Below are 15,095 nucleotides of genomic sequence, written 5' to 3' on the forward strand. Positions count from 1 at the left end.
GTCGCCTTATGCGTCGCCTTCGTCGTCGTCGCGCTCATCCGCGCCGTTCGTGTTCGACGCCGGCATATTGCGGTTGCGGAAGTCCTTCGAATGCAAGCCGTGTTTTTTCAGCAGCATTTGCAGATGCGAGCGGTTCATGTCGATACGCCGCGCCAATTCCGCGACCGTGCCGTTGACCTCGCGCAGCCCACGTTCCAGAAAAGCTTTCTCGGCGTCATCGCTTGCGGCGCGCTTTGCGTCGCTTAGCGACATAAGGTTCGCCACGCTGATGGGTTGCTGGCCGGTGGCACTCATGCCGCCTTGCAATGCCGCCACCGATCCGGGCGCGGCCGGCCGCATATCCGTGGGGAGATGCTCGATGTCCGCCATATCGCCGGCGAGACACGAGATGCGATACATCACGTTGCGCAACTCACGGATATTGCCGGGATACGCGTAGTTGAGCAGAAAGTCCCGCAAACGCGGCGTCAATCTGACGGGTCTGCGCTTGAGCGTGCCGGCGGATTCATCGCCGAACCATGCGATCAGCAGCGGAATTTCATCGCGCCGTTCGCGCAGCGGCGGCAGCGTCACATGAATCACGCTAAGCCGGTAGAACAGGTCCTCGCGGAACTTGCCTTCTTCGCTGAGCTTGCGCAGGTTGCGATTCGTTGCCGCGACAATGCGCGTATCGACCGCAATCGTTTCGTCCGATCCTACGCGCTGAATCTCGTGTGCTTCCAGTACGCGCAGCAGCTTGACCTGGCCCGCGAGCGGCAGTTCGCCGATTTCGTCGAGAAAAATGGTACCTGTATGCGCGCTTTCGAATTTCCCTTTGCGATCGTTCGAGGCACCCGTAAACGCGCCCTTGCGGTGACCGAACAATTCCGACTCCAAGAGATTGTCGGGAATCGCGCCGCAGTTCACGGAGATAAACGGCTTGTCCGCACGCGAGCCGTTGGCGTGAATCACTTTCGCCATCAGTTCCTTGCCGGTGCCGCTTTCACCGTCGATCAGAACAGGCAAATCGGTGGGCGCAGCTTTCTCGGCAATCTCGAGCGATTCCAGCAAGCGCGGATTGTCGCCGAACGTCCCTTCGAAAATGAAACTGCGCTCGAGCAGCGCCTGTCGGCGCGCACCGCGTGATTGCTGGGCACGATGTTCCGGCTCCGCGGCCACCGCGGCCTGCACGAAGCGCTCCTTATGCGAAAGCTGCATGACTTCGTCACGTAGGGACGTGGCTTGCCTGAGCAGTTTGTCAATGTCCGTGCGTTCCAGCCGCGACGACCAGCGCAGCGTCGAACGCAGAATTTCGATCCGCTCGATCAAGCCCGCATAGGAAATCGCCGGACTGATGTCTTCAATCTGGTCGAGTATCTTCATCATCACGCACTCAGTTGTTTCTGAACCAGTTGGTAGTACATGCCACCACGCTGGATCAGTTCATCGTGACGCCCCTGCTCGACAATCGCGCCTTCGTAGAGGACCAGAATCTTGTCGGCACGCATGATCGTGCTCAGCCGATGCGCGATGATCACCGCCGTGCGGCCCTTGAGGATGTCGTGCATATTGCCGAGGATATTGCTTTCCGACTGCGAATCGAGTGCCGACGTAGCTTCATCGAATACCAGCAGGCGCGGATCGTGATACAACGCCCGCGCAATGCACAGCCGCTGAATCTGCCCGCCCGACAAACCGATTCCGCGCTCGCCGACGATCTGTTCGTAGCCGAGTGGCATCTTGCTGATAAACGCATGGGCGTCGGCCATCTTCGCGACTTCCTCGATACGCCGCCGGTCGGGCGCGTCGTCGCCGCTTGCAATGTTCTCGGCAATCGTGCCGGAGAAAAGCAGATTGCTTTGCATCACGTAGCCGATTTGCGCGCGGTAATAGGCTTTGTCGACCACGCCGAGATCGTAACCGTCGATCGACATCTTGCCTTCACTCGGTGCATAGAACCCCACCAGCAACTTCGCGAGCGTCGTCTTGCCCGAGCCGCTGCGACCGACAATCGCCACCAGTTCGCCCGGCTTGATGTCGAAGCTGATGTTCTCCAGCACGTAGGCAGAATCGTTGTCGCCGTAACGGAAGTAGACACCGCTGAAGCTTATTTCGCCCTGCAACTCCGGCAGCATCACGCGTGACGGCAAATCTTGCGGTCTTTGCTCGGGCTCGATGTCGAGCACATCGCCGAGGCGCTCCATCGCGACGCCCGCGTCGTTCAGCATGCTCCACAAGCCAACGAGTCCCATCAAAGGACCCAACACGCTGCCCATGAACGCATTAAACGCGATCAACTGTCCGATTGTCATTTCGCGCGCGAGTACGAGATTCGCGCCGACCCACAGAATCGCAATCGTCGTGGCGGCATTCAGCAATTGGCTGCCGAGTCCAACGAGAATACTGAATGCGTGCGCCCGATACTGCACTTCAAGCGCTTTCGCATACTTCTTTTCCCAGCGCAAACGCACGGGCCGCTCGATGCCCATGCCCTTGACGGTCTCGACACCGGCAAGCGCTTCCATCAGGAAAGACTTCGAATCGGTCGACGCGGTGAAAACCTCGCGCGCATAGTTCTTGATCTTCGGCGTGGCCAGCGCGGTCAGCGCCATGATCGGAATGACAAAGCCGATCAGCACGAGAGTCATCTTCACGTTGTAGACGAACATGATCGTGAAGTAGATAAACACCATCAGCAGGTTGAGCGCCGTGGTCACCGTGGATTCGGTGAGAAACGCCCGGATGGTCTGGTTCTCCTGAAAGCGCGCGAAAATATCGCCGGTTTTGCGCTTCGCAAAGAACGAAAACGGCAACGACAGTGTGTGCTTGAAGAACTGCGACATCATCGCGAAGTCCATGTTGCGGACCATGAAATTGGCGAGATACGCGCGAATCGACGACATCAGTTGCGAGAACACATTGGCAATAATGAGCCCGCCTATCAGCAGATGCAGCAAGCTGACGTTCTGATGCACGATCACACCGTCCAGAATGTTCTGGATGATCAACGGCGGTATCACCCCCAACACCTGAATCACGAATGTGGCGAGAAAAAGGTGGCCGAGAATTTTCTTGTACGGCGTGAGGTAGCCGACAAACCGTATCCACGGCGAACGGGCCGCCGACATCTGCATCAAATGCGGGCCGCCCGTAAACAGCAGGCAAGTGCCGCTCCAACCACGTTCGAAGTCTTCGACGGTCAATTTCCGGAAGCCGAGCGCTGGGTCCGCGACCCACACATACTCACTGGAGAGCCCATACACCACGACATAGTGATAGCCCTCCCAATGCACGATGAAGGGCAAATCGAAACCACGCAGCGAATCGAACGTGCATTGCACGCCGCGCGCGGTAAATCCGAGCGACTCGCCCGCGCGCGCGAGACTATCGAGCGTGGCGCCTTGCGTCGTCACGTTCGCGAGTTCGCGCAATTTGCCGAGCGTCATCGGAATACTGTAGTGACGGCACACCATCGCGAGGCATGCCGCACCGCAATCCATTTCTTCGGCCTGTTCGACCAGCGCGAAGCGCTTGATCACTTTCTCGCCGAATTCAGGTTTGCTCTGCAAATCGAGCATCAGCGGTAACTTGCGGCGTTGTTCGAGCCGCTTTTGCCGCTGCAATTCGCGGTCGCCGTAACGAATGCGCTCATCCAGTACTTCGCGCAGTTTGGGATTACGTTCGAGGATAAAATGAACCGTGCGCTCCGGAATCACCAGAAGCCGCGTATCCGTCGACGCAATCACCGAAGCCATTTGCTCCTGACGCATCAAGCACGCTTTCTCGCCGAATATCTCGCCTTCGCCGAGCGTGGCAAGCGTATACTCTCGTCCCTCTTCACGCCGGACGATGCGTACCTCGCCATGACGCACGACGTATAGGCGGCGGTCGTCACGTGCGTCCTGCTTGAGAATTTCCTTGCCTGCGGCCACGCGTTTGACGCCGACACTGCGCACGTATTCTTCGAGCTCAGCCTTATTCAGTTTGCCCCGTAAATCGAATAACTGCGCGACAAAGCCGCCCGCCGAATTGATCGCCACATAGCTCGCGACAAAAGCGAGCGCCGCCTGGTTGCCGCCCATCACAGGCTCGATCGCGGCGCGCGGAATGAACAGCAACTCCGTTTTCGCCGACGCCCGCACCGACGCTTCATGTACATACGTCCGCAGCATCGCAATGTCGGCGAAGATCTCACCCGACTTGCGCACGCCCATACTGGTTTCCTTGCCGTGTTCTTCGACAAAGATGCGTACCGAGCCCGAGCGAATCACGTACAAACCATCGGCGGTCTCGCCTGCGGAGCACACCGTTTCGCCGAATGAATAGAAGCGTGCTTGCGCATATTCGGCAAGACGCTCGATTTCATCGCGCGAGAAAGGCGACAGTATTTCCACCGAGGCGAGAAACTCGGCGGCGGATGGCGCGGTCTGGGGTGCATCCATATGCTTGCGGACCTCGGTTCAGCTTCTGATTGTTTTCGCCCGGCTAGCGCGCTTCGATCACATGTTCTTGCGCGCGCGCAATCAACCAGCTTTCGCGCAAGAGCCGTCTGACTTCGCCAGCCACATCGGCGTCTAGCGTCGCGGGATATTTGGCCGTCACCGCGAAGATCTCGAAGCACGAACGATCCGCCGATGGAAACGGCCCAAGCAGATCGCCCACCGCCGCATTGAAGATCTTCGCTTCAATGTCGGGCTTCAACGAGCCGCGCAGCACTTTGCCGATCACGCCACCGGCCTCGCGCGTATCGGCGATTGAATGCTCGCGCGCCATGTCGGCGAAACTATCGGGATCGTCGCGCAGATACGAGATCATTTCCTTCGCCTTGCCCTCGCTATCGAGCACGATGTGGCTGACTTCGATTGCATCGAACTTCGGCGAATTCAGCGCGAAGTAGTCCCTCACCGCGGATTCGTTGCCGACCTCTTCGAGCATCTTCTCCTGATACAGCCCGTCGGTAATAAACTCCTCGAATTCGTCGAGGCTGACATTGAGCACGTCGAGGTACTGGTTCATATCCGTCGCACGATGCAGGCCTCGCACACGGCGGAACTGGTCGGCACGCTCCTGGATCTCTTCTGCAGTCACGGCAATGCCCTGCTTCTTCGCCGCGTGCACGGTCAGCTTGTCGCGCACAATCTGCTCGATCAGGCTTTCGAACTGGCCGGTCAGTTTCAGAAGACGAATAAATTCGGCCACGTCCACGACTTCGTCATCGATTCGCACTATCGCGGTCATGTTGTCCGCTCCTTTGGTTGATGTGTGATCCGCGCGGTCAGCCCGCCACCTGCCTGAACGGATCGAGTCCGAGGTCGATCAGCCGCCGCTCGCGCACCACGATCTCCGCACTGGCCGTCATGCCGTAGCGCAACGGGTAGTGGGTCCCGGCGATCTCGTAGTAATTCTTGTCGAGCGTGACACGGCCCTCATAGACCGGCTGCTTGTCCTGCAAAGAAGGCTTGGTCGCCGGTGAAATGTAGGCAAGCGTGCCGCTGATCAATCCATAACGCTGATATGGGAAGGCGTTGAATTTCAATTTGACCGGCAAGCCTTCGTGCAGGAAAGCGCGATCGTGCTCGGCAATCTCGATCTTCAGCACTGGCTTTGCGTCTTTCGGGGCAATGCCGCCAAGCGGCGAATTGGCCTGAATCTTGTCGCCTCGTTGTGTCGACGTGACGTCGGTGATCACGCCGGAAACCGGCGCGAGAATCAGCAGAAAATTGTCCTTGTCGATGTTCTCGAAACGAATCCGCGCGGCAGCTTCCGATACGAGCCGCGCGCTTTGTAGTTGCAGCCGCAATTTGTCTTCGGCGTCCGTCACGTCCCGCACCGCCGAGTCGTATTGAAGCTGAAGGTCAGTGGTTTGCTGGCCGCTCGTTTCGAGTTCCGCATTCGCCTTCGCGTATTCGTGACTCAAACGAAAGTCCAGTTCGGCGAGTTTCGATTGAGCGACACGGTAAGCGTTATCCGCTTCCATCGCGGCAGTCCGTTTCTGCTCGACCTGCAATTCGGCGATGCCGCCACCGCCTGGCTGCGCGAATAGCCGCGAATAACGGTCCAGTTCCTGGTGCGCCGCCTCGCGCGTGCGGCGCGCGTTGTCGAGCACGCTGCGTGCTTCGTCCAGTTCGGCTTTCTGTCCTTCGGCTAGCTTGCTGGTGCCTTCAGATACGCGGTTTTCATGCAGACGGGTTTCAACTTCCATTTGCGCTTTTAATGCAGCGGCTTTTCGCTCCATCAGCGCTTTCTTCTGAGGAAACTGCTTCCAGTCACGCTCGGCATCTTCGAGTTTCAGTTGCGCCTGCAATGCGTTGCTCGCGGCCTCGATGGCGCCGCGTGCGTTAAGCCGTGCCAGCACGTCGCCTTTCGACACGGGCTGTCCCTCGGCGATATAGAGGTCCGCCAGTTCGCCGTCGATAGGCGCATAGATGCGGCGCACCTCCGATTCGGGCGATAGCGTGCCTTGCGCGCTGACGATCACATCGGCGCGCCCCACGAACGACCACAAGAGGCCCGCGATGACCAACGCGACCATCGTCCAGATCAGTGCGCGCGCCATTCGCACCGGCTCGGCGGTGAGAATCGCAATGCCTTCGACGCTGTGATCTTCTAGCGCTTCGTAAAGCGGCTTAGGGTGACTGTCGCGTTTCACTCTGTTCGCCTCCAATCAACGCAAGCTTCGCCTTTAGAAGTCCCGGGTCCAGCACCATGCGCAATTCAGTCAGCGAGCGGCGCTGCAAGGTTGTTTCCGCTTCGATATCCGTGAGCAAACGGTCGAAGTCGGCGGGATGATCGGCCTTCAGTTGGGTATAGATGCGCATGCCCTGTTGCGCCGCCGTTTTCGCATCGGACAGCAAGCGCGCCTCATTGCGAAAGCCCGGCGAGATACCCGCTTCAAGCCGCTGTGTGCCGCCAATTGAGCCGCTTGCGCGGTATTGCTTCCACAGGCTCTGCGCCCGCAGCATCAGATCTTGCGCGCGTGCCAGAGCTTTGTCGTGCAGCGCGGCGACGTCCTTCTGAATCGACTGGGCAAACCATACGTCCGCTGCAGGATCGAGGCTCGCGTAGAAAGACAGCAGACGTTGGTCGTAGTCCTTGCCGCCACGCGTTTTTTGCAGGTCGTTGTATTGGTCGAGCAACGCTTTCTTGTGAGCGAGTTCGGTGGCCAGCACATCGGACCAGGGCCCGGCGGGCATCGACTGCAATCCGGCCAGCGCCTGTTGCGCGTCGCCGCGTTGCCACGCCGCCGCAACCGCATCGTGCCGCTGGATGATGTCGGCCGATGGCAGACGGGCCGCAGCCAGTTGCTGATATTGCGCCTGAAACGGCGGCGTACTGAAGCGGGCGGTTTTCATCAATGCGAGCAGGGACGTGAACTGACGGGCAAGCGCCGCCTCGAGCAAGGCCGTGTACTGGCGCAAGTCGTCACGCACGCGGTCGAGGCCCGCGAGACGCGGATAACGTTGCGCATAGTCGTCGAGCACTGGCGGCAGTGCCGCAGGTTTGTCGCGCGCCAACTCAGTGCGAATCGTGCCGTTCAGCCGCTCGATTGCAGCCACATACACTGAATCGTCGCTCTCCAGTTTGCGCAGATGACTCATGGCCTGTGCGTACGGTTCAGTAAACACGGGTACGTATGACGCGATTCTGTCGAGTGCACGTTGATGGCTCTTCGCGTCGTCCTCCCAGCGCTGCAGCAAAGCGTTGATCGTGCTCTCGTCCGCATACATGCGAATCGGCGCTTCTGGACCGCCGCGCCCCGCGACGAAGCGCTCGAGGTCGCCCACCCATTGCAATTCGCCGATCAACGACGCCGCATCCGCGTTGTTCGCGGTCAACGACTTCATGTCGCCAAGCAACGCGTCGGCCTTCTCGAATTGCGCTTTTTGCAGCGCATCGAGCCAGCCAGGCAACTTCGCCTTGAGCAGCGCTTCGCTCGCCAGCGCGCTGACTTTCGTGTCCGTTGGATGACTTGCCAGATAGCTTCTGGCGGACTGGACCGCGCTCGTATAATCGCCGCTCGCCAGCAGATTCTTCAGCTCGCGCTCCGACGAGCCGCGCAGATAAAGTGTCAACGCGACCGTTCCGAGCAACACCACGCCCACGCCGCTCCAAGCCGCCATGCGCCTCATGTTCGCGCGATCGCCGCCCGCGAAAGCCTTGCCCAGTTCGCTCGCCACGAGGCGCCAGCGCCGCGGCCTGCGCTTTGAAACGCCCGTGCCCTGCGCACTATTCGATCCGATGGCCCTGCCGTCCGCGGCGTGCCCGCCATTTGTGCCTTTGGCGGTGCCCATGGTCGCTCCACCTCCCGGCGATGCGCGTTTCGCTTGCGCGGACGCGGCCTGCGCCGCCTCGTTGACCTCGTCCTCGCGTTGCCGAGCCGGATCGACGCAGAAAATGTCGAGGAACGAATTCGCCGCGCCCACGAACGTCGTCTTGTCGGCGTCGGCGGCTTCGTCGACGGAGGGGTTGAGGATCAACTGGGTCACGGTCGGCTCGACTTCGGGCGGTTTTTGCAGCGTCACCCTGTAGACGAAGTGGTCTCCGCCAAATGCAACCACGTCGCCGTCCGCCAGCGGCAGCGCGGATTCGTCCAGCCGCTTTCCACCGACGAATGTGCCGTTCGTGCTGCCGAGATCCTCGACGTAAAGCTCCGAGCCCTTCAGAAAGATATGTGCGTGCCGCCGCGAGATGTAGTTGACCTGATGCGGATAGCGGTCCTTGTAGCGCGAGAAAACTTCATCGGCTTTGCTGATGAGAAAGGGGAACGCTTGCACTTCGATCGGCTGAAGGCCGAGATCCTCGCGCTGCGGCACCAGCAACAGGCCCGCGGCGCACGGTGTGCTTCTCGCCGCGACGATCCGCGCGCGCGGCTCGATGCCCACGCGGTAGCACAGCTCGCCGCCAAAGCAAAGTTCGTCTCCCGCGCGCACGCGAGCTGGCGTTTGACGCACCGCGATACCGTTGACCGTCGTGCCGTTCTTGCTGCCGAGATCGGCGACATACACCGCGCCGTGCTCGATGAAAACGCGTGCGTGACGGCGCGACAGGCGTGCGATCCGTTCGGCGGGGTAGTCGTTGAAAGGCGCTTCGCTGCGCCCAATGGCGAACAGGCTGTCGACAATGCGAATCGCGTCGAGCGCCGGGCGCTGCGCAGACGCAAGCGGCGACAGCACTACGTCGAAAGCGGTTTCGACTGTCGCGCGTGTCTCAGCAATCGGTGTTTCGCCGTCGGCCATTTTATCCGGATCACTAATCGTTTACCCGCTGCAACGAGAGCGCAGCGGATTCAGCACGAAGGACGACGGCGAGAAGATCTTCTTTTAGCGAGCCATTGGAAAGCCGGCTCCTCAACGATTGTAAGTCACACATCGCGAGTGTCAATTCTCAGTCGTCGGTTATCAAACGATGCGCGCCTGACAAGAAGCGGAAATACGCTTCACGCGCGCCACATCGTGATCAGGTCAATGCTCGTTGCTTGTTCCCTACTTATTCTTTCACCTGCGCTTGTACATCGACGCCCGGCCAACCGCCGCCAAGTGCCTTATAAAGCAGTACCGTATCGGACAAAATCAATTGATGATTGGCCAATAGCGATTGCTGTGCGTCGAGCAGTGTTCGTTCGGTTTCAAATACTTCGAGTTGCGACACGACGCCGAGCCGCAGTTGCGACTGAATCTGGTCAGCCACGATTTGCAGACGATCCACCTGCTGCTGCAATTCAACTCGCTGCGCCTTGTGTGCGTTCAGATTGACTAACGCGTTTTCCACTTCCTCGAACGCGCCCATGACGGCCGCGCGATATTGCTGCTCGGCAACCGTCGACTGTGCCTGCGTGACTTTCACATGGGCGCGCACGCCCGGATCGAGCAGCGGAATGTTGATGCTGGGCATGAAGCCGTATGTGAACGATTTCAGCAAGTCAGTCAGCGCGAAACTCGCTGTGCCGCCGTGCCCGGTGAGGCTGATGGTCGGCAATTGCGCGAGCTTCGCCTGGCCGACGAGGTCGTACGCCTCCAGCACTCTAAACTCCGCGGCCACCACATCCGGGCGCCGCGCGAGCAATTGCGCGGGCAGACCGTCGGGCACCGCCGGTAATTGCACGCGCTGCTGCAAATGGCCTTTGGGTAACTGGAACTCACCTGCGGGCACGCCGATCAGCGTAGAGAGTGCATTGTTCGCGAGGTCGCGCGAGCGTCGCAATTCGAGCAGTTGATTCGTCAGGCGGTTTATTTCAGCCTGCTGGCGCAGCACTTGAGTTTGCGGGACGATGCCGCTGCGGCGCTGGCCTTCGTAGATCGCGAGGATTTGCTGGTTCGTGACGAGCGTTTTCTGCTGCTGGTCGATCTGGTCGTCGAACTGGAGAAGCTGGAAATAGATGCTGGAAACGTTCGACACCAGTTCCAGATAACCGGCGCGCCAATCCGCTTCGCTCGCGTGGAATTCGGCCTTTTGTGCCTGCACGCCTTTTTCGACCTTGCCCCAGATATCGATGTCCCAGTTCACCTGCGTCGCGACGTTGTACTGCTTCGCGAACGTCTGTCCGGTGGTTTTCTGAAAACTCGCGCCGGCGCCCAGGTCCATCGTGGGGAGCGCGCCTGCCTTCGCTTCGCCAATCTGCGTGCGCGCGACGTCGATACGCGCGGCCAGCACCTTGATGTCGAAGTTGCCGCCAATAGCCTTGGCGATCAGCGCATCCAGCGTCGTATCGTGGAAGCCTTTCCACCAATCCGGCTCGATAGTCGCCGCGGCGGAAACCGGTGCGCCTCTCTGATCCGACCACGACGTTTTCGCGGGCGTATCGGGCCGCTTGTAGCCCGGCATGCTGACGTCGACGCACGCGCACAGGAAAAACGCGCATACCGTTGCCGCGCAAAAACCACGAAAGGCTGCGGCTATGGAGTGATTGAAGACATGCTGACGGATCAGTGAATCAAGCAACGCTGACACGATTTTCTCCGATGACACCCACTTCCGTGCACGATGAAAGCGCACGCCACAAGCGCACGATTCAAGTAAAGCATCTCCAGCGCCGCTTCACCATCGAAGCAGTGCATGAACATCGGCTCGGGAGATGTGCGGTGAAGAGGTATCGCGTGAAAAGAACGATTGAACGCGAGAACTTTTGAGGACCGCCATTTGCGGACGCAGAGGCCGGCGAAGCCTTCGCGTCGGCCCGCGTCGCTTACGACATGAAGATGTTGTTGCTTGACGTCACATGCGGATCGATCGTGGTCGTCACACCGGCGACGAACGCTGCGTTGTCGCCGTTCGCGTTCTGGATGTTCACCGTCGTGCTGATCAGTTGCGTCGCATCGACCTTCTTACTGTTGTTCGGCGCGTAGACCGGTGCGAAGCTGAAGTACGAGGACGACGGATACATGAATCCCGTACCGCCGCGCACGGCGCCCATGGCCTTGCTGTCGAGTTGTTCGGTGATGGACAGGTCTTTGATCATCAGCGTGTTCATGGCAAATCTCCTGGAAGCGAAGCTCACTGTTTTGCGGTTGGGTTCGGGCAACTTGTCTGCTCGAACATCACTAACGCATCGTCTGTGCCAGCTTTGTTTTCCGTTCCTAAGAAATTTTCCGAGCGCTTTATATAAAGGGTTTCGCGAAGGTACGACCGGATAGGCAAGCCAATGCAGAAGAGGCGTCCGCTCGGAGATGGTGGACCGCAGCCAACAATCAGCGTGAATTAGTTGGCTGCTGTGTGACACCAGACAACAGAACATGCGCTGCGCTCACCCCGCTTCAACGCGCGATGACTGTGATCTTCTTCGAATATACCGGCGGCTGATGCGGGACATGCATGTAGTCGCCCATCAATAGCTGCAGCGTGTGCTTGCCCGGCGGCAACTGAATCATGGTCTCGGTTTCGCCCGCGCCGAAATGCAGGTGATTGCGGTCTGAGGGTATTTCCTGATCCGCCGGCGGCAGATCGGTGTCGATCAGAAGATGATGGTGGCCCGTGTTCGGATACTTGACGCCTTTTGGCGCCACCCCCATGAAACGCAATCCGAACCACACGCGAAACGGTTTATTGGCCGGAACGACCTGGCCGTCGTTCGGATAGCCGATATAGGCATACGCGCCGGAAGGCGCCGGCGTTCCTGCCGCCATGGCGAAATCCGCCGTACCCCAGGCCGCCGATGCCACCAGTGCCGCGACTGCGATGAACTTGTACATGAAGGTCCCTCCGTCCTGAGCGGACTGCGTTGAACGCGCGGATCACGCTAATCTTTTTGCACGGTGATGGTGATCTTTTTCGAATACACGGGCGGCGCATGCGGTACGTGATTGTGGTCGCCCAGAATCAGTTGCAACGTATGCTTGCCCGGCGGCAACTCGATACGCGCGTCCGTCTCACCCGCGCCGAAGTGCAGGTGATTGCGATCCGAGGGAATTTCCTGATCGAGCGCCGGCAAATCCGTGTCGATCAATAGATGATGATGCCCCGTGTTCGGGAAAACGACGCCCTTGGGGCATACGCCCATATTGCGTAGACCCATGCGCACCCACAGCTTGCCGCCGTGAATCACAGCGCCGTCGGGCGGCCAGATAATGTACTCCTCTGCAGCGGGCGGCGATGCCGTCGACTCGGCGAACGCCGCGATCGGCAGCGCCGCGCCGCCGACGATTACAGCGAGCAGCGCGCGTGAAATCACGCGCAATCCGCGCAGTCGCGTCTTTGCAGCAGAACTCCGGTGGGGAACAGCGGGGATGTTAGTTCTTCGCATAGCGCACTCTCCCGAAGAGCGGTCATGGCCAACTCGACTGCCCAACGCAGCGCCGGGCAATTCTTTCGCGTGTCGCGGGCGCGCGTGACGCGGCAGCCGCGTAGTTAAAACGACCGTGCCCCGTTGCTTTGTGAATTAGCTTAGGACGTAACTTGCCAAAAAGATACGCCACACTCGTTAACCGTATAGCGCACTCGGTACAAGTGTTGGTTGTGACCCGCCATACGCGTGCTATGGTTGTTGATACGTTGCAAGATGGATGGTCGATAACCGCGTCGAAGCCACGCCAGATGTGCGCCAGCGGTATGTACAAACGGCGACGAATAGCGGCGAGCGGCGCGGTCCCCGAATGCCTATGTTCTGTCCGGAACAAACAGGATGCGAAGATGTGGCGAATATTCCTGCTGGTGTGGATGACCGGGGCCATCGCGGTGAATTGCGGCAATACTTTTGCCGCTACGCCGCGTGCGACCACAAGCGCGACAAGAGTCGGGGCTGTGGCGACTAACGCGTATGCAACGGCCACGCCGTTCGCGCCGCCGCATGATCATGCGGTCGCCCCACGCATCGCACTCGTGATCGGCAATGGCGCGTACGGCGGCAATGCAGCGGACGCCATTCGGCAAAACGCGCCGCGCGACGCCGAAGTCATGGGCCAGACATTGCGCGCGCTTGGCTTCGAGGTGATAGTCCGCGTGAATGCAACGCCACAGCAAATGCACGAAGCCATTGGCGAATTCCGCCGGCGTTTGCGTGAAGGCGGTGTCGGTTTATTCTATTTTGCCGGGCACGGCATGCAGATCGGCCGGCAAACGCTGCTGATTCCCGCTGGCCTCGACACACGCTCGCCCGCCTCGCTGATTCGCGGCGGCATCGACTTAGGTGACGTTTTACACGTCATGCGCGAGCCACGTGAAGGCCAGATGAATCTGGCAATTCTCGACGCGTGTCTTGAGAATCCATTCAGCGCGGATGTGGCGCCTGATTCACCTCGGCTTCCATCGAGCACCGTCGTTGCATATGCAGCCGCGCCTGGCGGCTTTGCGGCGGACGGCATACGCCATGGCATCTACACGCAGGCTTTGCTTCACGCACTCGACGCAATGCCTTCGCAGCCCCTGCTAACTCTGTTAGCACACGTTGCGACACAGGTTAGGGATGCAACTGGCGGCAAGCAGAATCCGTGGATTGCTTCGTCGCTGACCGCCTCCATTAATGCAACCGATAGCGCCGTGAATGCGCCAATCGCATCCGCCGCTTCTGACGATTACGTCGTGACGCTGCGCAGCCGGGGCATTCTGCCGAAAGACAGCAGCGAACAATACGAAATCACGTTCTGGAATTCGATCAAAGACAGCAATTACCCCGCCGATTACGAAGCGTATTTAAAGGCGTATCCAAACGGACGCTTCGCCACGCTCGCGCAGGCTCGCATCGATCGCTTGCGAGCAGCGGGATCGAATACGCAGCCGGCCACGCCATCGGTCGCCCCGGCGCCGCAAGCTGCACGTCCCACGGCGCCTGCATCGCCCGCCGTTACGCCGACGCAGGAACGCCCACGCGCGGTGGCCACGCCCCCCGCCGCAAGCACGCCCGCGCCTTCCACGCCGCCGGTGACGGCGGCCTCGCCCAAGCCTGCAGCGCACGCACCGGCGGCGGGCGAAAGCCGCGATTGCGCCACATGTCCCGTGATGGTCGCATTGCCCGCTGGCTCCTTCGCGATGGGCAGCAGCAGCGACGATCCGTCCGAAAAGCCCGTTCATCGCGTGACGATTGGCGCGCCGTTCGCCATCGGCAAATACGAGGTGACGGTCGAGCAGTGGAATGCATGCGTCGCCGCCAATGCGTGCGCAAAGCTCTCGCCGGAAACCAACGCGAACAAAGCTGCGCCGGCACGCGACCTTAGTTGGGAAGACGCGCAGCAGTACGTGAAGTGGCTCACCAAAGTGACGGGCAAGCCGTACCGTTTGCCGACGGAAGCCGAGTGGGAATACGCGGACCGTGGCGGCACCACGACCGCTTACTGGTGGGGCGATCAGATGCGCAAGGGCAACGCTAACTGCAAGGATTGCGGCGACCCGTGGCATAAGGAAGGCCCCGAACCCGCGGGATCTTTCGCGCCGAATCCGTATGGCCTGCACGACATGAACGGCAGCGTGTGGGAATGGACCGCCGACTGCTGGCACAACTCCTATCAGTCCGCGCCCACCGATGGCCGCGCGTGGGAGAGCCCCGTTTGCGACATGCGCGTGATTCGCGGCGGCTCATGGCGAGAAGGTGGCGGCTATATGCTCAGCGCGACGCGCTTCAAATACAGTGGGGGCGTGCGCCAATCGCAAGATGGCTTCCGCGTGGTCAAAGATTTGAAGTGATGCCGAGT

At 60.0% G+C, this 15,095-nt stretch carries 10 protein-coding genes; 1 reads left to right on the forward strand and 9 read right to left on the reverse strand.

The genetic code is table 11. From position 1 onward, the window contains the following. Window positions 1-6 precede the first annotated feature (6 nt). The 9 genes from C0Z16_RS11765 to C0Z16_RS11805 form a co-directional block, all read right to left on the reverse strand. Window positions 7-1,365, reverse strand: coding sequence for a sigma-54 interaction domain-containing protein (locus C0Z16_RS11765; protein ID WP_102632329.1), 1,359 nt, complete (start codon window positions 1,363-1,365; stop codon window positions 7-9). Next, a complete protein-coding gene (locus C0Z16_RS11770; RefSeq protein ID WP_102632330.1) occupies window positions 1,365-4,421 on the reverse strand; it encodes a peptidase domain-containing ABC transporter in 3,057 nt (1,018 codons plus the stop codon). The genes C0Z16_RS11765 and C0Z16_RS11770 overlap by 1 nt, the downstream gene beginning before the upstream one ends. Before the next feature lie 43 nt (window positions 4,422-4,464). Next, window positions 4,465-5,217, reverse strand: coding sequence for a peptidylprolyl isomerase (locus tag C0Z16_RS11775; RefSeq protein ID WP_102632331.1), 753 nt, complete (start codon window positions 5,215-5,217; stop codon window positions 4,465-4,467). Between the two features lie 37 nt (window positions 5,218-5,254). Then, window positions 5,255-6,628: an HlyD family efflux transporter periplasmic adaptor subunit gene (locus tag C0Z16_RS11780; protein ID WP_102632332.1), complete on the reverse strand. Its 1,374-nt coding sequence runs from the start codon at window positions 6,626-6,628 to the stop codon at window positions 5,255-5,257. Continuing rightward, a complete protein-coding gene (locus C0Z16_RS11785) occupies window positions 6,606-9,215 on the reverse strand; it encodes an FHA domain-containing protein (protein WP_102632333.1) in 2,610 nt (869 codons plus the stop codon). Before C0Z16_RS11785 ends, C0Z16_RS11780 begins: the two co-directional genes overlap by 23 nt. A gap of 250 nt (window positions 9,216-9,465) precedes the next feature. Continuing rightward, window positions 9,466-10,926: an efflux transporter outer membrane subunit gene (locus tag C0Z16_RS11790; protein WP_407070668.1), complete on the reverse strand. Its 1,461-nt coding sequence runs from the start codon at window positions 10,924-10,926 to the stop codon at window positions 9,466-9,468. Window positions 10,927-11,161: 235 nt separating this feature from the next. Next, complete coding sequence (locus tag C0Z16_RS11795) at window positions 11,162-11,446, reverse strand: hypothetical protein (RefSeq protein ID WP_102632334.1); 285 nt, start codon at window positions 11,444-11,446, stop codon at window positions 11,162-11,164. A 283-nt stretch (window positions 11,447-11,729) separates the two neighbouring features. Further along, a complete protein-coding gene (locus C0Z16_RS11800; protein WP_102632335.1) occupies window positions 11,730-12,164 on the reverse strand; it encodes a DUF4399 domain-containing protein in 435 nt (144 codons plus the stop codon). 47 nt (window positions 12,165-12,211) lie between these two features. Further along, on the reverse strand, window positions 12,212-12,715 hold the full coding sequence (locus tag C0Z16_RS11805) for a DUF4399 domain-containing protein (RefSeq protein WP_102632336.1): 504 nt from the start codon (window positions 12,713-12,715) through the stop codon (window positions 12,212-12,214). A gap of 386 nt (window positions 12,716-13,101) precedes the next feature. On the opposite strand from C0Z16_RS11805, the gene C0Z16_RS11810 reads away from it, so the two are divergent. Beyond that, the gene (locus C0Z16_RS11810) at window positions 13,102-15,087 is read left to right on the forward strand and encodes an SUMF1/EgtB/PvdO family nonheme iron enzyme (RefSeq protein ID WP_102632337.1); all 1,986 of its coding nucleotides are present in this window, start codon (window positions 13,102-13,104) and stop codon (window positions 15,085-15,087) included. The last annotated feature ends 8 nt before the right edge of the window (window positions 15,088-15,095 follow it).

Source organism: Paraburkholderia rhynchosiae (genome assembly GCF_002879865.1).
Lineage (GTDB): Bacteria > Pseudomonadota > Gammaproteobacteria > Burkholderiales > Burkholderiaceae > Paraburkholderia > Paraburkholderia rhynchosiae.